Origin of the sequence: Nocardiopsis sp. B62 (assembly GCF_018070675.1) — a bacterium.
Taxonomy (GTDB): domain Bacteria; phylum Actinomycetota; class Actinomycetes; order Streptosporangiales; family Streptosporangiaceae; genus Nocardiopsis; species Nocardiopsis prasina.
The window spans coordinates 24764-47070 of sequence record NZ_JAGPXK010000015.1 but is presented as its reverse complement, the minus strand read 5'-3'; the positions used below and the strand labels follow the sequence as shown (position 1 = coordinate 47070).

The following is a 22307-nucleotide window of genomic DNA, read 5'->3' as shown; positions in this document are numbered from 1 at the left end:
CCGGACGCGGTGAGCGACAGGATACCTAACGCTGTTCGGTTATGGGGCGTTGTCCGACGCCCGGTTCGAGCGCGCGTCCAGGACCAGGGTCCTCGCGGTGTACCCGGACAGGGCCACCCGGTCCACGTCGTGCCCCAGACCGCTCTCGGCGAGCGGGACCGGAACCACGCCGTCGTGCGCGCGCACCGGGGGAATCACCAGGTCGCGGCCACGACTACTGGAACTCGGCATCTCCACTGGCAGGGTCGCGCCGGACAGCGAGGCCAGCGCCACCGTCGCCGCGCGGCCCACCCCGGTCACCGCCGAGGAACCGCACCACACCCCCCAGCCCGCGTCCACCGCCCGGTCCACCGCGCGCCGGGCCTCGGTCAACCCGCCCAGCCGGGCCGGGTCCACGTTCACCGCGCGCCCCGCCTCGGCCAGCACCGCCTCACGCAGATCGTCCACCGACGACAGCGAGCGGTACAGGGCCACGGGGGTGCGCAGCTCGGCCGTCAGGCGCGCGTGCGCCCCCAGGTCACCGGCGGCGAACGGGTCCTCGATCGCCAACAGCCCGAGCGCGTCCAACGACCGCAGCGCGTCCAGGTCCGCGGTGGACTCCGTGTAGCGTCCGCCCGCGTCCACCTGGAGGACGAGGAACGGGAAACTCGACTGCACGGCCCGGATCACGTCGGTGTCCCAACCCGGCTCGATCTCCAGCCTGATCCGCCGGAACCCCGCGCCGACCCTCCGGTTCACCTCCGTGACCACTGACTCCAGAGTCACCTGCCGGGGCAGGGTCACCCCCGCGGTGAGCGCGGTGCGCTCCCCGCCCAGCGCGTGCGCCAGCGGCGTGGATCGCTGACGGCTCCACAGGTCCCAGCACGCGGTGTCCAGGGCCCCGCTCAGCGCGGGATCCCAGGGCAGGTCCGCGAAGGCGTCGGCCACGTCTGTGGGGCGGCGCCAGGCGTGGTCCAGGAGGGCGGGAGCGAAGTCGCCGACGAGCGCCTCCCACTGGTCGGCGGTGGCCCGGGACACCTCGCCCCAGCCGCTCACCTGTCCGTCGGACACCCGGACCAGCACGGGAACGGACCCGTCGGAGCCGCGCCCGGCCAGTGACGGCCGCAGCCGAACGAGTTCGAGCTCGACGATCCGGGTCACCGTTGCCGCTCCGGTGTGTGTCACTACAGTCCCACCTCATGTGTTCGGGCCCCGGTCACGGGCCCCGCCATCGGAGGGGCCACCCCTCGACGGTACCCCCGCCGATCCGGCCCGACCACCCCGTCCCGAAGCGCGGATCCGGCGGCTGACCCAGGTGGGGCGGGTTTGGTCGGGGTGCGTGGGGGTTCGTCCGCCCACAACGGGGAGGGGGCCGCCCGTACGGACGACCCCCTCCCGCCAACCGCTCGCGCTACTAGGAGGCGAGCACCTCGTCGAGTTCGCGGTACTTCATCCCGTGCGCCTCGGCGACCGGAGCGTAGACCAGGTCGCCCTCGAACGTGTTGAGGCCCTCGGCCAGCGAGGGGTCCTCCCGCAGCGCCTGCTTCCAGCCCTTCTCAGCCAGGGCCACCGTGTACTTCAGGGTGTCCTTGGTCAGGGCGTGGGTGGAGGTGTTCGGCACGGCGCCCGGCATGTTGGCCACGCAGTAGAACACGGTGTCGTGCACGGCGAAGGTCGGGTCGTCGTGCGTGGTCGGCCGCGAGTCCTCGAAGCAGCCGCCCTGGTCGATGGCGATGTCGACCAGCACCGCGCCCGGACGCATCCGCGAGACCAGCTCGTTCGAGATGAGCCTGGGAGCCTTGGCACCCGGTACCAGAACCGCGCCGATGACCATGTCGGACTCCAGGACGGACAGTTCCAGCTCGAAGGCGTTGGAGACCACCGTCTTGACCTGGCCCCGGTACAGCGCGTCCATCTGCCGCAGCTTGTGGACGTTCAGGTCCAGCACGGTCACGTTCGCGCCCATGCCCACCGCGATCTGGGTGGCGTTGAGGCCGGACACCCCCGCGCCGATCACGGTGACGTTGGCCGGGCGCACCCCCGGAACCCCGCCCATCAGGACGCCCCGGCCGCCGTTGGGGCGCTGGAGCGTCACCGAACCCACCTGCGTGGCGAGCCGTCCGGCCACCTCCGACATCGGGGCGAGCAGCGGGAGCGAACCGTCGGGCAGCTGCACGGTCTCGTAGGCGATACCGGTGACCCCGCGATCCAGCAGGGCGTCCGTGCACTCGCGGGAGGCGGCCAGGTGCAGGTACGTGAACAGGGTCTGCCCCGCGCGCATGCGGTGGTACTCGGCCGGGACCGGCTCCTTGACCTTGAGGATCAGGTCGCCCGCGGCCCACACCTCGTCGGCGGTGGGCAGGATGCTGGCCCCCGCCGCGAGGTACTCCTCGTTCGTGATGGAGGAACCGGCCCCGGCGTCGTGCTCGACGAAGACCTCATGACCCCGGCGGGTCAGCTCGTGGACACCCGCAGGGGTGATCGCCACACGGTACTCGTGGTTCTTGATCTCGCGGGGCACGCCAATGCGCACGATTCCTCCAACTGGTATCGCCATTGATACCTCCCACTGTGACCTGCGAAGGCGCGTCCACGCTATCGCCAATGTGCATAGCCATCCGTAGCCATGTTGACAGGCTGTAAGCCGGATGTGTGTGGTGTGACACGGGTCTAGGGCTGATGTGAGTCAGAGAGGGTCGGGCGCCCCGCCACCCAGGTCCTGCGCACCCTTCCGGTGAGGCGCATCCCCGCGTACGGGCTGGGGTCCGAATCCGGCACCGCGAGGGTCGTCTGGTCCTCGAAGGCCACCAGGTCGGCGTCGTATCCCTCCTGGACGCGGCCCCGACCACCCAGCCCCAGCAGCTCCGCCGGGGCCCGCGCGGTCCACCGGGCGAGGTCGGAAAGGGAACGACCGCGCCTGCGCGCGGCCGTCCACAGCGCGGGCAGACTCCACTCCAGGGTGTACAGGCCGATGGCGGGCAGGTGGCCCGAACCGACGGTCAGGATCGGGGAGTCCGGCTCCAGCAGGGAGCTCCACAGCGCTTTGCGGTTGGCGTCCGACCGCAACGGGGGACGGCAGGCGTGCGCCGGAGAACTCGGGCCGGGGAACTCCGAGGGCAGGCACAGGTAGTGCGGGCAGGTGTGCGCGGTCAGCCCGACCCCCACCGCACCGGCGGCGGCCAGCAGGGCGGCGCACTCGGCGGCGGTGAAGGGGGCCACGTGGGTGCGCGCCCCCACCACGCGCGCCGCCGCGATCACCCGCTCGAGGCCCCGCCGCTCGGCCCGGGGCGGGCGCTGCTCCGCCGAGACCGGCGGGGTCCCCAGTTCACGGGCGTCCTCCGCGTGCATCAACAACAGGCCGTTCAGGGCCGCGATCTCCGCCATGGCCTTGCGCAGCCGCGCATCGCCCAGGGCCGCCATGTCCGGGGCGCCGCCGTCCGACAGCGACCCCTGGAAGGCCACCACCCCGCCCGCGTGCAGGTCGGCCAGGTCCAGCGGACTGGTCCCCTCCGTGACCCCACCCAGGAAGAGCACCGATACCTCCGTCCCGGCCGCCGCACGCTGGTGCACCTGGAGGGAGTCGGCGCAGGTGATCGCGGGTCGGCCAGGAGCGGGGGAGACCACCACGCAGGTGACCCCGCCGCGCAGGGCGGAGGTGCTCACACGCTGGTAGGAAGCGGGAAGATCCTTCCCGGGGGCGTGCACGCCGGTGCCGAGGTCGATCGCGCCGGGCAGCAGCGCGGTGTCGCCGAGGTCGACCACCTCGTGCGCGGACATCCTCGCGGAGTAGGGGCGGACCGACTCGATACGGCCGTCCCGCACCCCCACACTGGCCGACCTGATCCCCTCGGGGACCACCGTCCGCGTGGAACGGATGACACTGTCGAACTCGGGCATCGCCCTCCCCCTTCGTGCTCTCATGCGTTCGTGGAACCGGGTGGCCGTGGAGGGGGCACGGCGGCGAGGGGTGACGGGCACGAGGGGGCGGTCCGCGACCTCCCGTAGAGAGAACGAGCGTATCGCGAAGGCTCTCCGACGAAGGGGGAAACGTCACTTCTGGTCCGCGTCCCATGGGCCGCGAAAGGGATTTCCGGCACAAGGGGGGTGGGCGAGCGGACCCAAGTCCGACACTGTGTAGTAAACGGACTAACCTGGGTCGAGGTGTCCCTCCGTGCCAGGTCCCCGCCGGAGTCCGACGGACGGCAGTGCGGAGGCCCTCGCGCCCGGGGCGCTGACCTGCAAGTTGACCGACTCGACGACGGAGTGGCGCGTGGCTCCTCCCGCCCAGAACGACACATCCCCCAAGGAACACCAGGACCAGGCACCCGGCACCGAGAACGCCCCCGTCTACGCCCTGATCGCCGTGCTCGTGTGCACGGTGGCCCTGGGCGCCACCCTCATCCTGGGCGGCGCGGTCTTCGCGCAGATCATCCCCGGCATGGAGCGGTTCGACTCCGGTGAGTTCGTCCGCTGGGGCATGCCCATCGCCAAGACGGTCATGGACACGGCCGCGGTCCTGACCATCGGCCTCATGCTCATGGCGGTCGTCCTCCTCGGATCGGACAGGGGCCAGCTCTCCCCGCAGGCCGTCGGCTACGTGCGCGCCGGCACCTGGACCGCGCTGGCGTGGGTCCTCGGGGCCGTGGGCACCCTGTACTTCCAGACCGCCGAGTTCCTCGGTCGGCGCGCGGGCCAGATCACGGTCGACGAGGTCACCGCCTTCGCGGGTTCGATCGGCTCGGGCGTCGCCCTGATGTTCGTCATCCTCATCACCACCGGCATCGCCCTGTTCGGCCGCACCATCACCACCGCCACGGGTGGCCTGTGGCTTCTGGTCGCGTCCCTGGTCGCGGTCACCCCGCCCGCTCTCACCGGTCACGCCGCCTCCTCCGGGGCGCACGAGCTGGCCGTCACCGGGCTGGCGCTGCACCTGATCTCGATCTGCGCCTGGGTGGGCGGTCTGGCCGTGGTCACCTACCACGCCATGCGCAAGGACGGGCAGGAGCCGGCCGTCGCCGCCCACCGGTTCAGCCGGATGGCCCTGTGGGCCTACGTGGGCGTGGCGATCAGCGGCGCCGCGAGCGCCATGGCCCGCCTGTACTCCCTGGACGACCTGTTCGTCACGGACTACGGCCGGATCATCCTCGTCAAGATCGCCCTGTTCGTGGTCCTGGGCTTCCTCGGCTACGCCCACCGCACCCGGGTGCTGACGCGGATCGACGCCGCGCCCGGAGGGAAGGTGGGCTACTCCTTCCGCCGCCGGAGCTTCCTGCGCCTGGCCGGGGCTGAGGTCCTGATCATGGCCGCCGTCATGGGTGTGTCCGTCGGCCTGGGCCGGACCGCGCCGCCGACACCGCCGACCGAGGGCACCCTTGACCCGGCCGCCGCGATCCTGGGCTTCGCGATCCCGCCCGCGATGAGCCTGGAGAACGTCCTCACCCTGTGGCGACCGGACCTGTTCTTCATCATGTTCGTCGTGGTCGCCGGGTTCCTGTACCTCGGAGGCGTGCGACGCCTGGTCAAGCGCGGCGACAAGTGGCCCGTCGGCCGCACCGTCGCCTTCCTCCTGGGGCTGCTGACCATCGTCGCGGTGCAGCTCAGCGGGTTCGCGACCTACGCGATGATCATGTTCTCGATGCACATGATCCAGCACATGGTGCTGGCCATGGTCACGCCGATCCTCCTGGTCCTGGGTGCCCCGGTGACCCTGGCGCTGCGCGCGCTCCGGCCCGCCGAGACCCGCGGTGACAGAGGGCCGCGCGAGTGGCTCAACGCGTTCCTGAACAGCCGCTTCTCCCAGATCGTGACCCACCCGGCCGTCGCTGGCCCGATCTTCGTGTTCAGCCCGTACGCGCTGTATTTCACCCCGCTGTTCCCGACGCTGATGAACGACCACCTCGGTCACCTGTTCATGGGCTTGCACTTCCTGGTGTCGGGCTTCCTCTTCTACTGGGTGATCGTCGGTGTCGACCCGGCGCCCAGGAAGGTCCCGTTCCTGCTGCGCATCCTGCTCCTCCTCGTGGCGATGGGCTTCCACGCCTTCTTCGGTATCGCCATCATGGAGCAGGCCACCCCGATGGCCATGCAGTACTACGGCCAGTTCGACATCCCGTGGATGACCGACCAGGCCGCCGACCAGTACGCGGGCGGAGGCATCGCCTGGGCACTGGGCGAGATCCCCACGGTGATGGTGATGCTGGCGCTGGTGGTGCAGTGGTCGCGTGACGACGAGCGCCAGGAGCGCCGCCGTGAGCGGCACAGCCGCCGTGGTGGTTCCGACGACGCGGACATGGACGACTACAACGCCTACCTGGCCGAGCTGGACCGCCGCTCCCGAGCGGCGGCTGGTGGGGCTTCAGGTGGTGGGGCTCCGGTTGGAGGGGTTTCAGGTGGTGGGGCTCCGGTTGGTGAGGCCCAAGTCGGTGGGGGCGGCAAGGAGGCCTCCGCTGGTGAGGCTCCAGCTGGCGGGGCCCCGGAAAGTACCGCCAAGGACTGATCAGCCGCAGGTGGAGCAGTAGGTAGAAGGGGGCGTGCCCGACTGGGTACGCCCCCTTCGCCTTCTGGGTCTGGGGTTGCTGTGGGTGGGTGGGTTTGAGGGTTGTGGTTGCTGTCAGCGGTAGGGCTCTGGGATTGTGGTTGCTGTTGGCTGTGTGTTCTGGGGTTGTGGTTGTTGTTCGCTGTGTGTTCTTCGGTTGTGGTTGCTGTTCCGGGAGGGTTCTACGGCCAACCCGTTTTTCCCATTGGCTAAAGGCGGTCGGGTGCCGCTTACTGCGTACCCCTTGGGGTTGCTCGGTCTATTCAGGGCGAGGTTGGCGCATGGTGCTGTGCCCGCACCGCACTTGGCGGTCGTGCTGTTGAGTGGCACGTCTGGTAGTTCAGGGCCAAGTACGGCGACGGGCCACCCCCCAGGACTACTGATGTGTTCCAGAGATGCGTGTCCCCAGCACTGGTAAAAACCCCTGCCGTCTGAGCGCCGTTTGCCGCTCTACGGCCAACCCGCTCCACCGAGCGCAGCGTGTACCTGCACCTCTGTACCCCGCCGTGTCTGAGGGGATTTGCGCCGCGCGGGTTCAACCAGTGGGGGGTAAGGCTTCAAGCAGACCCCCTGGGCTTGAGGGATCTGCGTATCGTGCACGCTCAACCACCGGTGGCGGAGCTTCAAGCGGGCCCGTGGGGCGAGGGGTCTGCGCTCCGTGTGGGTTCAAGCATTCGTGGTGTCGGCTCCCTTAGAGGCGCTGCCATCTGCACCCCTAGGGGGTTGGCAGCCCAGCCACGCGCCGTAGTAACTCGCACCGCACAAACCCCCTGGGGCACAGGGGGTGTGGACGTGCACGTGTGTGCTGCCTTCAGGTGTGCGGGGTTTGAGGCTCTGCCGTGCGCTGTAGTAACTCGCACCGCACAAACCCCCTGGGGCACAGGGGGTGTGGACGTGCACGTGTGTGCTGCCTTCAGGTGCGGGGGGGTTTGAGGCTCTGCCGTGCGCTGTAGTAACCCGCACGGCGCCGCTCTCTCAGACACAGCGGGGTACAGACGTGCACCTGTGTGCTTGGTTCAGTGGTGCGGGTTGGCCGTAGAGCGGTGGGCGGCGCTCAGACGGCGGGGGTTTTCGCCAGTGCTGGGGACACGTTCTTCTCGAACACGTCGGTTGTCCTGGGGGGTGGCCCGTCGCCGTACTTGGCCCTGACCTACCAGTCGTGCACCGTTCTGCTCATCCGCCAAGTGCGGTGCGGGCACAGCACCATCCACCAACCCCGCCCTGATTGGAATGCTCGGCCCCAAGGGGTACGCAGTAAGTGGAACCCGACTGCCTTTAGCTAATGGGAAAAACGGGTTGGCCGTAGAACCCTCCCGCTACAGCAACCACAACTGTAGAACCCTCCCGCTACAGCAACCACAACCGAAGAACACACAGCGAACAGCAACCCCAACCGTAGAGCGCACAGCGAACAGCAACCACAACCGCAGAGCCCTACCGCTGACAGCAACCACAACCCCAGAGCGCACAGCGCACACCCAACAGCAACCACAACCCGCAGAGGGGCGAGGGGCGTTCAGCCCCTTGGCCTGGGTCCAGGACGCTCCTGGTCAGGACGAATCAGGGGTGGGCGGCGTTGGTGATCGCGGTGCGGGCCACCTCAACTGCCATCTCGCAGGCCTCATCCGCGCTGACCTGCACGTAGAAAGAGTGCTCGTTGGAGGTGGCCACGGTGAGGTTGCACGAGTCCGGGAACTCCGTGGTCACGCCCGGGTACCCCTCCACGCTGACGAACTCCTGATCATCGGCGCCGGAGTAGCCCGCAGAGACGGTGTCCTCGACGGCGTCTTTCTCCTCATGAACCTCCACGCGGAGGTCCACGCTGGCGTCGATCCGGTTCGTGTAGAAGCAGTTGGCGTCGGACTGGGGGCTGCCCTCGCCCTCCTCGTCCAGGATGCCCAACTCCACGGCGGTGGCGTCGGGGAGCAGATCGCAGGGGTGCGTGTCGGTGGGATCCAGCGCCGCGACCTCGAACTGCCTGATGGAGTCGCGCTCCGCCAGTTCCGTGCTGCCACAACCGCTGACCAGCAGCACGGCCGCCACCGCGACCCGTCCACGCATGCGCCGCTCCGTCCGTTGGGTGCCGGGGCCCTGTGGCCCCGGCACGAAACTACAGAGCGGCGTCGCCCGAGTGGGGGCTGTGGCCGGAAACGGTCAGGCGACGAAGGCGGTGACGCCCGTGACGAGCAGACCCACGCCGAGGCAGATCACCAGCCCGCCGAGCAGCACCGACGCCGACGGGCGCAGGTCGCCCAGGCCGGTGCGCCCGCTCACCATGGCCTGGCGGCGGGCCAGGGTCGGCAGGAGGGCGACGTTGACCGCGTACATCACGGCGGCCACGAAGCTCGCGGTGACGAAGCCCATCCAGAAACCACCGCCGCCGGACATCACGTTGAACGCGGCCAGCGATGGCAGCATCACCAGGAGCAGCACCGAAGCGGCGCCGAATGCGGTGAGCAGCCGCGGCGAGGAACCGCGCGCGCTCCCTGAGACCACGAGGAGAAGACCGATCAGGGCCGCCACCATGATGGCGCCCCCGATTCCGAACACGGCGATGTTGACCAGCGAATTCACGCTGGTCATTGTCGCACCGCCCGGCCGGGGGACGAACCCGGGGTGGGCTCAGCCGTGGTGCTCCACCTTGGACCCGCCTGCCGCCTTCACCACGCGCAGGCGGGTGGTGACGCGTTGGCGGAGGTCCGCGACGTGGCTGACCACGCCCACTGCGCGGCCGCCGTCGCGGAGCCGGTCCAGCACGTCCAGGACCTCCTCCAGGGTGTCCTCGTCCAGGGTCCCGAAACCCTCGTCCACGAAGAGGGTGTCGATCTCCGTCCCGCCCGCCTCGGCGGTGGCCACGTCTCCCAGGCCGAGCGCCAGGGCCAGGGAGCTGAAGAAGGTCTCCCCTCCGGAGAGCGTCGCCGGGTCGCGTTCCACCCCCGTCCAGGCGTCCACCACGCGCATTCCCAGTCCCCCGGCGGAGCGGGCTCTTCCGTCCCCGGCCGCCTTGTCCACCGTGTAGCGCAGCTCGTAGCGGCCGTCCGACATCGTCAGCAGCCGGTGGTTGGCCGCCTCCACCACCTGTTCCAGCCGGGCCGCCAGCACGTAGGCCGAAAGCCGGACGCTGTCGGTGTTGTCCGGCGAGGTCCCCGCCGCCAGGGTGCTCAGGCCCTGGGCCACCGCGTAGCGGCGCAGCACGGGCTCGGAGCCGGACAGCTGCTCGCCGAGTTCCACGCGCAGGGTCGCCAGACGGCGTGCCCGGTCCGAGAGCATGCCCTGCCAGGCCACCGCTCGGTCGGCCACCCGGTCCGCGGCCTCGGCGGCGGCGCCCAGATTCGTGAGGTCCGGCGCCGGTGTGAGCTCGGCGGCGGCCAGGTCGGGATCCGAGAGCCGGGCCTCGACCGTGGCCCACTGGTCGTCGAAGTCCCGTGCCCGGGATCTGAGGTCACGGCGTCCGCGCTCGTCCAGGGCGGCCGCCACCACCTCGTCCTCGTGCTCGAAGCGTGCCTCGGTCAACGAACGCCCGGCCTCGGTGACGGCGGTGCGCAGCTCCTCGGCCGCCCGGTCGCGTAGCTCGACGGCGTCCGCCGCGTCACGGAGCAGTTCGGCCTCGCCGCGCAGCCGGGCGATCCGCTCGTCCAGTCCGGCGTCCTCGCCCCGGGCCCGGTCCAGCAGCGCGGTCAGCCGTTCGTGTTCCCTGGCGCCCTCCTCACGACGGGCGGTCAGTTCGCTCTCCTCGCGTGCCAGCTCGCCCTCGCGCTGGCGGGCCCGTTCCAGCTCGGCCGTCGCCTGGGCCAGTTCCTCCTCCAACCGGTGCACCTCGCGCGCCGCGGCGCGGGCGTCGGCCAGCTCCTGTTTGCGGACGGCCACCTCCTCCGCCGCGCCCTCCACGGTGCGACCCTCGGCGCGCTCGGCGGCGGCCGTGTGCCGTTCCCGCGCCGACACCAGGGTGTTCTCCGCCTCGGTTCGCCGGGCGGCGGCGGTGTCCGCCGCGTGCTGGGCCGCCCGTTCCTCCTCGGCCGACACCAGCCCGAGCCCGCTCGGCGCGGCGGGGGAGGGGTGCTCGGTGGACCCGCACACCGCGCAGGGCGCGCCGTCGGCCAGATCGGCGGCGAGCTCGGCAGCCATGTGGGCGATCCGCCGCTCCCGCAGGTCCTGGGACCGGTCACGGGCGGCCTGGGCGGTGTCGACCGCGCGCCGACGCTCGTCCTCGGCCCGTTCCACCTCGGCACTCAGGCGACGGTGCTCCTCGGCGGCCGCTCGGCGCCGTTCGGCCAGGTCGAGCGCGGCCTTCGCGGGGTCGGTCAGCCCGGACTGCTCCTGGGCCCGGCGCAGTTCCTCGGTGACCGTCCCCACCCGGGCGGGCAGCGACGCCACCCGCTCGCTGGCACGGACCGCCTCGGAGCGCAGGGCGGCGAGCCGTCGGTCCAGTCCGGAGAGGTCGCGGTGGAGGGACCGACGGCGCTCGGCGTCCCCGCGCAGGTGGTCCAGCCGGGCGAGTTCGTCCTGGCGGGACCTCTCGGAGGAGCGGAGCACCGAGGGCAGGCCAGCTCTGTCGGCCGGGTCCGCGAACTCGGCGGCGTCGACGTCCGCGACCCCGCTGACCAGGGCCAGGCGTTCGGTGACGGTCAGCTCGGCCTTGTCCAGTTCGGCGCGGCGGTGGTCGCGGGCGCGCAGGGACGGCAGCACCGTGTCGGCCCGCTCCGCGGCGGCCAGGCTGGTGTCGATCCCGGCCCGCCACTCGTGGCGCTCGGCCAACCGGGCGCGGCGTTCCCTGGCTTCGGCCAGCCGCTCGCGACGGTTCAGCAGTTCGCGTCCGGTGTTCAGCGCCTCACGGGCCCGGTCCCTGGCCTCGGTGAACCCGGCGGTGACCGCCTCCGAGTCCCGGGCGGTGGCGGCCTGCACCGACGCCAGTTCCGTGGCCCACGCGTCGAGTTCCTCGGGGGCCTGAGGGGCCGAAGACCCGCCCACCTCGGTGATCCGTCCGGAGACCGCCCGCACCCGTTCGTCGGCGGCGCGCACCTCGCGCTCCAGCTTCCTGGCGTGACCGCCGAACCACTCCTCCACGTCCCGGAACACCCGGGTGTTGAAGATCCGCTCCAGCGACTTGCGCCGGTCGTCGGACTTGGCCCGCAGGAACCGGGCGAAGTCGCCCTGGGGCAGCATGACGATCTGGCAGAACTGGGTGATGGTGAGCCCGACGAGGTCGCCCACGAACTGTCCGGCCTCGTCCGGTCGGGTCGTCACGCCCTCCCAGCGGTCTCCCCGCCAGTCGAGGACACGCACCTTCTGGTTCTCGGTGACGGTGCCGCTCCCGCGCTTCTTGGGGCGTTCCCATCGCGGGTTCCGCTCGATCCGCACGCGGCGCCCCTGGACCGTGAACTCCAGGGTGACCTCGGGCCGGAGACCCGGGGCGGCGTGGTCGCTCCTGGGGGAGCGGTCCTTGCCGCGGGCCCCGGGCACGTCACCGTAGAGCGCGAAGCAGACCGCGTCCAGGACGGAGGTCTTGCCCGCACCCGTGGGCCCGTGGATCAGGAACAGCCCGCCCTCGCCGAGTCGGTCGAAGTCGACGGTCTCGGTTCCCGCGAAGGGACCGAAGGCGGTCATGGTGAGGGTGTGCAGCCGCATCTAGCGTGTCCCTTCCTGGACGCGGACCTCTTCGACCGCGCGGTCCACCAGCGCGCGTTCCTCGGGGGTGGCGGCGCTGCCTCTGGCCCACTCGACGAAGTCGGCGACCACCTCGCGCTCGGGTCGGTCGGCCACCGCGACGGTCACCGGTCGCCGCTCCAGGGCGCCGTCGTCGGGGTCGAACTCCAGCATCAGGGTGTGCGGGAAGCGTTCGCGCAGCCGGTCCATGGGCTGGGCGGGGCGCCGGGGGTCGGTGAGGGTGACGTGGAGCCAGTGGCCGGTGTGGGGCTCCCAGCGGTCATCCGTGAGCAGATCGTCGAGGCGCCCCCTGACACGGGAGAGCGGCCGGGGCACCGGGGCGTCGACGAACTCCGCCCCGGCGAACCCGTCGGCGTCCAGGTCCACCACCCAGCAGCCCTTGCGGTGGTGTTCCTCGGAGAAGGAGTAGGCCAGCGGGCTGCCCGGGTAGCGCACCGTGGGCGTGATGGTCTGGCGCCCGTGCAGGTGGCCCAGGGCCACGTAGTCCACGCCGTCGTAGACCGACGCCGGAACGTGTGAGGCCCCGCCCACCGAGATGTCCCGTTCGCTGTCGGAGGGCTCCCCGCCGGTGACGAAGGCGTGGGAGAGCACCACCGAGCGCGTGCCCGGGCGCTGGGCGAGATCCGCCCTGACCAGGTTCATCGCGTGTCCGATCGCCGCCGGGTGGCCGCGCTCGGACAGCTCCCAGTGGTGGCGGGCGATCTCCGGTTCCAGGTACGGGATGCCGTAGAAGGCCACCGGCCCGTGCCGGTCCTCGATCACCACCGGGGTCCCGATCCCGTCCAGGGAGCTGCGCAGGTGCACCCCGGAGGCGTCGATCAGGTCGGTGGCGAAGGACATCCGGGCCATGGAGTCGTGGTTGCCGCTGATCAGCACCGCCCGCGCCCCGGTGTCCCGGATGCGGCCGAGGGCGCCGTCGAACAGGCGCACGGCGTCGACCGGGGGCAGGGCGCGGTCATAGAGGTCACCGGCGACCACCACCACGTCGATCCGTTCCGAGTGGATGGTGTCGACGAGGTGGTCGAGGAACGCGGCCTGGGCCTCGATGAGGTTCTCCCGGTGGAAGGAGCGACCCAGGTGCCAGTCCGATGTGTGCAGCAGGCGCATGGAACTGGACATTACCCGGGATCGCTCCGTCCCCGCCGGGAGAACCGTGTGGCCTGTGGACAACTCCGGCGGGCCGCGGCGGTGGCTCGGGGCCTGCGGTCTCAGAGCCTGCGAGCCAGCGTCAGGCCGTCTCCGATGGGGAGCAGGACCTGTTCGACGCGGTCGTCCGCGACGAGCCTGTCGTTGAAGTCACGGATGCCCTGGACGTGCGGGGCGGTCTGCTCGGGGTCCACCACCCGCCCGTGGGACAGCGTGTTGTCGGCCAACAGCAGCCCGCCGGGGCGTGTGCGGGGGACCAGTTCCTCCCAGTAGTCCACGTAGCCGGTCTTGTCCGCGTCCAGGAAGGCCAGGTCGAACTGGGGTTCCCTCGGCAGGGCGCGCAGGGAGTCCAGGGCCGGGCCGATCCGCAGGGTGATCTTGTGGTCGACCCCGGCCCGTTCCCAGTACCTCCTGGCCACCGAGGTCCACTCCTCGCTGATGTCCAGCGCGAGCAGGGTGCCGTCCTCGGGCAGTCCCCGTGCGAAGCAGATGGAGGAGTACCCCGTGAAGGTGCCGATCTCCACCGCGTTCCGGGCCCCCGACAGCTGGGTGAGCAGGGTGGTGAACACGCCCTGTTCCGGGCCGATCTGCATCCCCCGGTACTCGGGGAACAGCGCGGCGGTCTCCTCGGCCAGGTCGGACAGGACGGGGTCCACCGGCTGGCTGTGGGCGACGACGTAGGCGTGCAGTTCCGGGCTGATGCCCTCTGTGGTTCGAGTCACGCCCGCCACCCTAGGAGGCATCGCCCCGCCGGGCCAGCGGCCTCGCCCGCAGCCGGGCCGCTGAGAACACGCCCTAGTGGTCCGGGAGGAGGGTGGGCCAGTCGAAGAGGTACACCGAGCCGATGATGACGCCGATGGTGAGCAGGGGGGTGACCACCTTCTGCTCCACCGGGCCGTTGGTGACGAAGCCCTTGCCCTGACCGACGCGCTTCTTCCAGAACGGCCAGAAGATCGGCACGCCCATCTTGGTGATCATGTCCCCGAAGAAGTGCAGGACGATACCGAAGGCCACCGCCAGACCCAGCCACGTGTAGTTCACGCCCACCGAGTACAGCGTGAGGGTGATCGCCGCCGTTCCCAGCGCGTTGATGATCCCCGAGGCCGTCCGGTTCTTGTCCATGCCGAAACCCAGCCCCTGCATGGCGATTCCGACCAGCAGGAACACGAAGATCTGCACGGCCAGTTCCGACCACAGGGCCAGGGCCTGGACCAGGACGCCCATCAGGACGGCGAAGAAGAACGAGTGGGTGCCCATCCGGTGCCCGCCGAACGCCCAGTTGAGAATGTCGCTGAGGATCTCGGTGGCCTTGCCGTAGGTCTTGGTCACCGTCGCGCTCTTGTGGTCCACGTCCGGCAACAGGGCCGCGCCAGCGCACACCAGGGAACCGGCGATGATCTCACCGGGTCCCAGTTCGAAGCTGAGTCCAAGGAATTCCGTGCCCTGGACCAGCGGTACTACCGCCATCCAGCCGACCACGCCACTGAGTGCGTGCGAGTGCCCCATCATGGCGGGAACCGTAGCGGAGTCTGCCAATCGCCGCGAATCAGAGACCCGTTTCGGACAGGGAACAAAAGCCACTTCATCCCCAGGAAACACGAACGCCTCCGACACAGGAGTCGAATGTGTTGCGATATCCCGCCTCACCTCGAAGATCGTTGACGCTCCTCGCGGCGAGTTGGTAGACAACCAACAACCCCCAGGTGGCAATGCCACCAACCCCACGAAACCTGACAGGGGCCGTTATGAAAACCCAACATCCTCCCTCCGGCACCCTTCTCCGGCGGACGGCGGCGTCCGGCAGCGCGCTCCTCCTTCTCGGAGGCCTCACGGTGGCCCCGGCGGCCGCCGACGAGGCGAGCGGCAACACCCTCACCGTCGCCATCGCCCAGCAGGTCGACTCCTTCAACCCCTTCACCGCGCAGCTCGCGGTCACCACGAACATCCTCCGGCACGTCTACGACAGCCTCACCACGGTGAACCCGGAGACCGGCGAGCCCGAGCCCTCGCTCGCGGAGAGCTGGGAGACCTCCGACGACGGTCTCACCTGGACGTTCAACCTCCGCGACGACGCCCTCTTCAGCGACGGTGAGCAGCTCACCGCCGACGACGTGGCGTGGACGTTCACCACGATGATGGAGAACGACGCCGCCGCCGTCGCCAACGGCAACTACGTCTCCGGGTTCGAGGAGGTCACGGCCGAGGACGACACGACCGTCGTCATCGAGCTGGACGAGCCGCAGGCCACCATGGAGTCCCTGCGCGTGCCGATCGTCCCCCGGCACGTCTGGGAGCCGATCATCGAGGAGGAGGGCGAGGCCTTCTCCGACTACACCGCCGACGACCTCCCCACGGTCGGCAGCGGTCCCTTCGTCCTCACCGAGCACTCGCGCGGCGAGCACATCCGCCTGCAGGCCAACCCCGACCACTGGCGCGGCGCCCCCGGCTTCGACGAGCTGTACTTCCGCTACTACTCGGAGAAGGACGCCGCCGTCGAGGCCCTGCGCAGCGGCGAGGTCTCCTTCGTCTACGAGCTCACCGACGCCCAGATCACCTCCCTGGAGACGCTGGACAACGTCGCCGTCAACGTCGCCGACGGCAAACGGTTCCAGGCCTTCACCATCAACCCCGGCGCCGTCACCCAGGACGGCGAGGAGTTCGGTGACGGGCACCCGGCGCTGGAGGACCGCACCCTGCGCCAGGCCATCGTCATGGGCATCGACAACGAGGAGATCGTCCAGCAGGGCGCCAACGGCCAGGCCGTCGCCGCGGGCGGTTACGTCCCGCCCCGCTACACGGACTTCCACTGGGCTCCCGAGGGCGACGAGGCCATCCTCGACTTCGACCCTGACGCCGCCAACGCGATGCTCGACGAGGCCGGGTACGAGAGGGGCGACGACGGCGTGCGGGTCTCGCCCGACGGCGACCGCCTCGAACTGCGCATGCACGTCCACGCCGACCGCCCGGACAACGTCCAGGCCGGGCAGGTCATCGACGAGCGCCTCGCCGACATCGGCATCGAGATCGACAACCAGACCGTCGACCCGGGCATCCTGAGCGACGCCCTCTACGACGCCGAGTACGACCTCATCTTCACCGGGTGGACGGTCAACCCCGACCCCGACTACGTGTTCAGTATCCACACCTGCGACGCGCTGCCCACCGAACCGGGCACCATGCAGGGCGACGCGTACTTCTGTGACGAGGAGTACGACGAGCTCTACGCCGCGCAGCTGGCCGAGTACGACCGCGAGGCCCGCGCCGAGATCATCCACCAGCTCCAGGAGGTCCTGTACCGGGAGGCCGTGGTCAACGTCCTGGCCTACCCGAACATCATGGAGGCCTACCGGACCGACCACATCGCCAGCCTCCAGTTGGAGCCCGCCGAGGGCGGCAACATCTGGGGTCAGGACGGCTACTGGGCCTGGTGGTCGGCCGAGCCCGCGGAGGGCGCGTCCGGCGGCGGCTCCGGGCCGTCCACCGGGGTGCTCATCGCCATCGGTGCCGGCGTGCTGGTGCTGGTGGTCGCGGGTGCCTTCGTCTTCTTCCGACGACGCTCCACCGTGGAGGACCGCGAGTGACGACAACGCCCACCGAGGCGGACGAACCGACCGGGGCGGGGACCACCGACGTCCCCGCCCCGGCGGGCCCCACGGGGTTGGGCCGAGCGGCCCCCGTGGCCACCTACGTGCTCGGCCGCCTGACCACCGCCGTGGTCTCCCTGTTCGCCGTGATCGTCGCCGGGTTCTTCCTTTTCCGGATCCTGCCCGGTGACCCCGTCCGCGCCATGACCGAGGGCCGCGAGGTCTCCGCCGAACAGCGCGAGGAGCTGCGCCGCCAGTTCGGCCTCGACCAGCCGCTCTGGCAGCAGTTCCTCGACTACGCGGCCGGGCTGGTGCGGCTCGACCTCGGGATCTCCTTCCAGTACCGCGAGCCGGTGGTCGACCTCATCCTGGAACGCCTGGGCCCGACGATCCTGCTCGCCGGTACCGGCACGGTCATCGCCGCGCTCCTCGGCCTCTTCCTCGGCGCCCGCGCCGGGTGGCGGCCGGGCGGACGCGGGGACCGGATCAACACGGCGGTGGCGCTGTTCTTCTGGTCGGTGCCCACGTTCTGGCTCGGTCTGCTGCTGATCGTGCTGCTCGCCTCGGGACGCGGGTTCATGCCCGGCCTGTTCCCGACCGGCGGTATGGTCTCGCCCAGTGCCACCGGACCGGTGGAGACCGCGCTGAGCACCGCCCGGCACATGGTGCTGCCGGTCCTGACCATGGTCGCGGTGATCTACGCGCAGTACCTCATGATCATGCGCTCGTCGCTGATGGACGAGAAGGGCGCCGACTACCTGGTCACGGCCCGCGCCAAGGGACTGCGCGACGCCCTCGTGCGCCGCAGGCACGCCGTGCCCAACGCGCTCCTGCCCACCGTGACGCTCATCTTCCTGAACCTCGGGCAGGTCGTCTCCGGGGTCATCCTCGTGGAGACGGTCTTCTCCTGGCCCGGACTCGGCCAGCTCTTCTACTCCGGTCTGCGCGTGCCCGACCTCGGCCTCGTCCAGGGGCTGTTCGTGGTGTTCGCGGCCTCGGTGATTCTCATGAACCTGCTGGCCGACCTGGTGTATCCGCTGCTCGACCCGAGGGTGCGCCCATGAACACACCCACCGGACCCGCCCCGGCCGCCCCCGCGGCGCCACCGGATCCCGCGCTCTCCAGCCGCGCCCTGGCCCGCAGACGCCGCCGTGAGGCCCTGGTCGGCTTCGCCCGCGAGTACGCCCGCAACCGGGCAGGGCTCCTCGGCCTGGGCCTGCTGCTCGCCATCGGCCTGCTCGCCGTGACGGCCCCGCTGTTCATCGACCAGACCCACCTGACCATCACTGGCGCCCCGGGGGAGTCCCACGAACCGCCGAGCTGGCAGTTCCCCCTGGGAACCGACAACTTCGGCCGCTCGATCCTGGACCTGGTGATCTGGGGCGCGCGTGTCTCGCTGACGGTCGGACTGCTGGCCACGTTCGTGTCGGTCACCCTCGGCACTCTCGTGGGAGTCACCGCCGGGCACTTCGGCTCCTCCGGCGGCGTCGGCGGCCGAATCGTGTCCACGGTGCTCATGCGGGTCACCGACTGGTTCCTGGTCCTGCCCACCCTGGTCCTGGCGGTGGCGCTGGCCGCCGTCCTGCCGCGCGGCACCGGCACCATCATCATCGCGATCGGCCTCACCGTCTGGCCGCCCACCGCACGCCTGGTACGCGCCCAGACCCTCGCGGTGGAGGCCCGCCCGTTCGTGGAGCGCGCCCGCGCCCTGGGCGGCGGCCACGCCCACGTGATGGGCTGGCACGTGCTGCCCAACGTCATGCCGGTCGTGCTCGCGCAGACCACGCTGCTGGTGGCCACCTCCATCATCGCGGAGTCCACCCTGGCCTTCCTGGGCATGGGAGACCCCACCACCATCTCCTGGGGCGGCATCCTGGAGGCGGCCCGCACCGCCGGGGCGATCAGCGCCGGGATCTGGTGGTACATCGTCCCGCCCGGCCTGGCCATCGCCGTGGTCGCGCTCTCCTTCACCCTGTGCGGGCGCGCGGTCGAGTCCGTCATCAACCCACGGCTCAAGGGGCAGAGTTGACCAGCCTTCTCGACGTCAGCGACCTGCGCGTCACCTACTCCGGCAGCGCTGGGGACGTCCCCGCCGTCCGTGGCGTCGACCTGTCCCTGGACCCCGGCGACACCCTCGGGGTGGCGGGGGAGTCCGGCAGCGGCAAGTCCACCGTGGCCCTGGCCCTGCTGCGCCTGCTGCCCGCCAGCGCCAAGGTCACCGGAAGCATCCTGCTGGAGGGCGAGGACGTCCTGCAGATGAAGTGGGGCCGCCTGCGCGCCGTGCGCTGGGTGGGCGCCTCGGTGGTGTTCCAGGGCGCCATGCACTCGCTCAACCCGGTGAAGCGGATCGGTGACCAGATCGCCGAGCCGCTGCTCATCCACGAGCTGGTCGGTCCGGCCCGGGTGGAGGCGCGCGTGTCCGAGCTCCTGGAACAGGTGGGGCTGCCCGCCTCGCGTCGGCGCGACTACCCCCACCAGCTTTCCGGGGGCCAGCGCCAGCGGGTGATGATCGCGATGGCGCTGGCGTGCGAGCCGCGCCTGATCATCGCGGACGAGGCCACCACCGCGCTGGACGTGATGATCCAGGCGCAGATCCTGGCCCTGTTGGGGCGGCTGGTGGACGAGACCGGGATCGGCATGCTGATGATCAGCCACGACCTGTCCGTCCTGGCGGCCACCTGCGACCGGGTCGCGGTCATGTACTCCGGGCGGATCGTCGAACACGGCCCCGCGCGGGAGGTCGTGCACGAACCCGCGCACCCTTACGCGAGCGCGCTGAGCGCGGCCTTCCCGAAGATCGGTGACCCGGGCTCGCGCCTGGCGCCCCGGGGGCTGCCCGGAGACCCGCCGGACCCCGCCGACCCGCCCACGGGCTGTGTGTTCCGGCCGCGCTGTGCCGTCGCGGAGACGGTGTGCGCCACCGTGGACCCGCCGCTGTGGCCGGTCCGCCCCGACAGGGACGGCCACTCGGACCGGTACGCCGCGTGCGTGCACGTGGGCACGGGGCCAGGGTCACTCGGCCACGGAAACGCGGCGAGTGGCTCCGGTGGCATGAGCCGACCGGGCGGCGCGAGTGACAAGAGCGGAACCGCCAACACAGAGGAGACGAGCCGTTGAGCGCCGACACTGACTCACGACAGCCCTCCTCCCGGTCCGGGCCGAAGCAGGAGACCGGGCCCATCCTGCGGGCCGACGACGTGAGGGTGGCCTTCGCCGCCGGGGTCGCCCCGGGCGGCGGCCGGGGTACCGCCCGCGCCGTGGACGGGGTCAACCTGGACGTGGCGGCGGGGGAGATCGTCGCCCTCGTGGGGGAGTCCGGCTGTGGCAAGACCACCCTGGCCCGGGCCCTGCTCGGGCTGGAGCGGCCCACGGGCGGCCGGGTCCTGTTCGAGGGGGCGCCACTGGGCTACCGCTCGCGCGACCTGCGCACCTACCGGCGCCGGGTCCAGCTCGTGCAGCAGGACCCGATGGGGTCGCTCAACCCCCGCCGCACCGTCTACGAGTCGGTCGTGGAGGGGCTGCGCATCCACGAGGGCACCGCCGTGGACGAGACGGAGCGGGTCTCACGGGCACTGTCCCAGGCCGGTCTGCGCCCGCCCGAACGGTTCTTCACTCGCTACCCGCACGAGCTCTCCGGCGGACAGCGCCAGCGCGTGGTGATCGCCGGGGCCCTGGTCCTGGACCCGGAGGTGCTGGTGGCCGATGAGCCGGTGGCGTCCCTGGACGCGTCCGTGCGCGGGGAGATCCTGCGGCTGCTGCTGGAGCTGCGCGACGAACTGGGCCTGTCCGCGCTGGTGGCCACCCACGACCTCGGCCTGGCGTGGAACATCGCCGACAGGGTCGCCGTGATGTACCTCGGGCGCGTGGTGGAACTGGGCACCGTGGAGGAGGTCCTGTCCGCTCCCGCCCACCCGTACACGCGGGCCCTGCTGTCGGTCCTGCCCGACTCCGGGATGGAGGAGGGCCCCGTGGTGCTCTCCGGCGAGCCGCCGGACCCCAAACAGGTCCCCACCGGCTGTCGGTTCCACCCGCGCTGTCCGGTCCTGGCCTCGGGTGAGGCGGAGCGGGCCGGTGTGGCCGACCTGTGCACCACCGTGGACCCGGAGGTCCTGGGCGGCGGCGCCGAGCGGCGGGTGGCCTGCCACTGGGCGGCCGAGGACGCGACCGGCCGCCTGCGCGCGGACGGTTCGCCCGGACCCGTGCCCGTGTAGGTCGTCCCGACCGGTGGGCACCACGTGAGCCGCACCCGACGGGCCGCGGGCGACGCGTCCTCGCACGGGCGCCGACCGGCCCGTCGATCCCGGCGTCTGCCCTCGTCACCCACAACTGTTCTCCCGTCCGGTTCGGGGCGGAGGAGGGGCCCGCGCCGGAACACTCCCGGCGCGGGCCCCGTTGGCACGGACATGTGGACCAACGAGCACCCCGAGGAACCCGTACCCGCGAAGCCGCCCGGTCCGGCGAGGGCCCCGGAGCGCGTCCTCACCGAGAGCGACCTCTGGCACGGAGCCGACCTCGATCTGGACGCCTACCTGGCGCGACTGGGCCTGTCCGGGGAGCCGCCGCCCACCCTGGACACCCTCACCGCCGTGCACCGCGCCCACCTGGCGGCGATCCCCTTCGAGAACCTCCAGCTGCTCCTGGGCCGCCCGGTCCCGCTGGACGTCCCGTCGCTGACGGACAAGATGGTCCACCACCGGCGGGGAGGCTACTGCTACGAACAGAACCTGCTGCTGGCCGCCGCCCTGGACCGGCTCGGGTTCACGCTGACCGCCTTCACCGCCCGGGTCCTGATGGGTGGTGACGGCCGTCCCCGGCCCTCCACCCACGCCCTCCTGCGGGTCGTGGTGGACGGTGAGCCCTGGCTGGCCGACGTCGGCTTCGGCGGCGGGGGCCTCGTGGAACCCCTCCCGTTCGTTGACGGCCACCAGGTCTCGCAGGGCGGTTGGAACCTGCGGCTGGACCGGGTGTCGGAGATCGGCGACGAGGAGTGGCTGCTGCGCGGGTTCACCGGTGGGCGGTGGCGGAACCTGTACCTGTTCGCCGCCGCGGGGGCACTCCCGCAGGACTACGCGGTGTACAGCCACTACCTCACCACTCACTCACGGTCACCCTTCCGCAGCCGCCTGATGGTCGCGCGGACCGTTGGCGGGACCCGGTACGCGCTCAACGACACGACGCTGTCCGTGGAGCGGGTGGACGGCACCGGGGAGACACGGGAGTTGACTCTGGGAGAGGTGGGAACGGTGTTGCGCGAGGTATTCGACATTGCTCTTGACCAGGAAGAACGCCGGATCGTCGAGGGTCGTGTGAAGGAGTTCCTGGAGGCCTGAACCCAGCCCGCGAGATGTGATCGTCATCACGTTTGACTGGCTCGCTGGCACGGTCCCGTCGCGAAGCCC

General features: G+C 71.0%; 16 protein-coding genes. 7 read left to right on the top strand and 9 right to left on the bottom strand.

The features are described from left to right. Positions 1 to 39 precede the first annotated feature (39 nt). From KBX21_RS17105 to KBX21_RS17095, 3 genes are all read right to left on the bottom strand, one after another. Positions 40 to 1164 (bottom strand): enolase C-terminal domain-like protein, encoded by a 1125-nt coding sequence (locus tag KBX21_RS17105; protein WP_199776688.1) that lies wholly within the window; start codon positions 1162 to 1164, stop codon positions 40 to 42. Between the two features lie 229 nt (positions 1165 to 1393). Next, positions 1394 to 2512 (bottom strand): alanine dehydrogenase, encoded by a 1119-nt coding sequence (gene ald / locus KBX21_RS17100; RefSeq protein WP_049579511.1) that lies wholly within the window; start codon positions 2510 to 2512, stop codon positions 1394 to 1396. Between the two features lie 137 nt (positions 2513 to 2649). Next, the gene (locus tag KBX21_RS17095; protein WP_210842508.1) at positions 2650 to 3876 is read right to left on the bottom strand and encodes an amidohydrolase family protein; all 1227 of its coding nucleotides are present in this window, start codon (positions 3874 to 3876) and stop codon (positions 2650 to 2652) included. 373 nt (positions 3877 to 4249) lie between these two features. Between KBX21_RS17095 and KBX21_RS17090 the strand changes: the two genes are divergently transcribed. Beyond that, complete coding sequence (locus KBX21_RS17090) at positions 4250 to 6475, top strand: cytochrome c oxidase assembly protein (RefSeq protein ID WP_210842507.1); 2226 nt, start codon at positions 4250 to 4252, stop codon at positions 6473 to 6475. Positions 6476 to 8074: 1599 nt separating this feature from the next. Here KBX21_RS17090 and KBX21_RS17085 read toward each other — a convergent pair. From KBX21_RS17085 to KBX21_RS17060, 6 genes are all read right to left on the bottom strand, one after another. Beyond that, positions 8075 to 8575, bottom strand: coding sequence for a DUF3558 family protein (locus tag KBX21_RS17085; RefSeq protein WP_210842506.1), 501 nt, complete (start codon positions 8573 to 8575; stop codon positions 8075 to 8077). A 93-nt stretch (positions 8576 to 8668) separates the two neighbouring features. Next, complete coding sequence (locus KBX21_RS17080; RefSeq protein ID WP_049571540.1) at positions 8669 to 9097, bottom strand: hypothetical protein; 429 nt, start codon at positions 9095 to 9097, stop codon at positions 8669 to 8671. Positions 9098 to 9136: 39 nt separating this feature from the next. Beyond that, complete coding sequence (locus tag KBX21_RS17075) at positions 9137 to 12139, bottom strand: AAA family ATPase (RefSeq protein ID WP_210842505.1); 3003 nt, start codon at positions 12137 to 12139, stop codon at positions 9137 to 9139. Then, the gene (locus KBX21_RS17070) at positions 12140 to 13297 is read right to left on the bottom strand and encodes an exonuclease SbcCD subunit D (protein ID WP_210842504.1); all 1158 of its coding nucleotides are present in this window, start codon (positions 13295 to 13297) and stop codon (positions 12140 to 12142) included. It abuts the gene before it with no gap. Positions 13298 to 13386: 89 nt separating this feature from the next. Then, entirely contained in the window at positions 13387 to 14046 is a 660-nt protein-coding gene (locus KBX21_RS17065; RefSeq protein WP_210842503.1) for a class I SAM-dependent methyltransferase, read from the bottom strand. 73 nt (positions 14047 to 14119) lie between these two features. Then, the gene (locus tag KBX21_RS17060) at positions 14120 to 14833 is read right to left on the bottom strand and encodes a metal-dependent hydrolase (RefSeq protein WP_082206387.1); all 714 of its coding nucleotides are present in this window, start codon (positions 14831 to 14833) and stop codon (positions 14120 to 14122) included. A 236-nt stretch (positions 14834 to 15069) separates the two neighbouring features. Here KBX21_RS17060 and KBX21_RS17055 point away from each other — a divergent pair, with 236 nt between their 5' ends. The 6 genes from KBX21_RS17055 to KBX21_RS17030 all read left to right on the top strand — a co-directional run bounded on the left by KBX21_RS17055 (position 15070) and on the right by KBX21_RS17030 (position 22238). Beyond that, the gene (locus KBX21_RS17055; RefSeq protein WP_049571552.1) at positions 15070 to 16905 is read left to right on the top strand and encodes an ABC transporter substrate-binding protein; all 1836 of its coding nucleotides are present in this window, start codon (positions 15070 to 15072) and stop codon (positions 16903 to 16905) included. After that, positions 16902 to 17972 (top strand): ABC transporter permease, encoded by a 1071-nt coding sequence (locus KBX21_RS17050; RefSeq protein WP_017546380.1) that lies wholly within the window; start codon positions 16902 to 16904, stop codon positions 17970 to 17972. The genes KBX21_RS17055 and KBX21_RS17050 overlap by 4 nt, the downstream gene beginning before the upstream one ends. Continuing rightward, entirely contained in the window at positions 17969 to 18937 is a 969-nt protein-coding gene (locus tag KBX21_RS17045; RefSeq protein ID WP_210842502.1) for an ABC transporter permease, read from the top strand. The genes KBX21_RS17050 and KBX21_RS17045 overlap by 4 nt, the downstream gene beginning before the upstream one ends. Continuing rightward, positions 18934 to 20025, top strand: coding sequence for an ABC transporter ATP-binding protein (locus KBX21_RS17040; RefSeq protein WP_210842501.1), 1092 nt, complete (start codon positions 18934 to 18936; stop codon positions 20023 to 20025). The genes KBX21_RS17045 and KBX21_RS17040 overlap by 4 nt, the downstream gene beginning before the upstream one ends. After that, positions 20022 to 21119 (top strand): ABC transporter ATP-binding protein, encoded by a 1098-nt coding sequence (locus tag KBX21_RS17035; RefSeq protein WP_049571564.1) that lies wholly within the window; start codon positions 20022 to 20024, stop codon positions 21117 to 21119. Before KBX21_RS17040 ends, KBX21_RS17035 begins: the two co-directional genes overlap by 4 nt. 192 nt (positions 21120 to 21311) lie before the next feature. Beyond that, a complete protein-coding gene (locus KBX21_RS17030) occupies positions 21312 to 22238 on the top strand; it encodes an arylamine N-acetyltransferase (protein ID WP_210842500.1) in 927 nt (308 codons plus the stop codon). The last annotated feature ends 69 nt before the right edge of the window (positions 22239 to 22307 follow it).

Excerpts from the sequence above, each read along its gene's own strand:
- KBX21_RS17095 (WP_210842508.1), bottom strand. The coding sequence starts at position 3,876 with ATGCCCGAGTTCGACAGTGTCATCCGTTCCACGCGGACGGTGGTCCCC.
- KBX21_RS17030 (WP_210842500.1), top strand. The coding sequence starts at position 21,312 with ATGTGGACCAACGAGCACCCCGAGGAACCCGTACCCGCGAAGCCGCCC.
- KBX21_RS17055 (WP_049571552.1), top strand. The coding sequence starts at position 15,070 with ATGAAAACCCAACATCCTCCCTCCGGCACCCTTCTCCGGCGGACGGCG.
- KBX21_RS17060 (WP_082206387.1), bottom strand. The coding sequence starts at position 14,833 with ATGATGGGGCACTCGCACGCACTCAGTGGCGTGGTCGGCTGGATGGCG.
- KBX21_RS17045 (WP_210842502.1), top strand. The coding sequence starts at position 17,969 with ATGAACACACCCACCGGACCCGCCCCGGCCGCCCCCGCGGCGCCACCG.
- KBX21_RS17080 (WP_049571540.1), bottom strand. The coding sequence starts at position 9,097 with ATGACCAGCGTGAATTCGCTGGTCAACATCGCCGTGTTCGGAATCGGG.
- KBX21_RS17085 (WP_210842506.1), bottom strand. The coding sequence starts at position 8,575 with ATGCGTGGACGGGTCGCGGTGGCGGCCGTGCTGCTGGTCAGCGGTTGT.
- KBX21_RS17070 (WP_210842504.1), bottom strand. The coding sequence starts at position 13,297 with ATGTCCAGTTCCATGCGCCTGCTGCACACATCGGACTGGCACCTGGGT.
- KBX21_RS17075 (WP_210842505.1), bottom strand. The coding sequence starts at position 12,139 with ATGCGGCTGCACACCCTCACCATGACCGCCTTCGGTCCCTTCGCGGGA.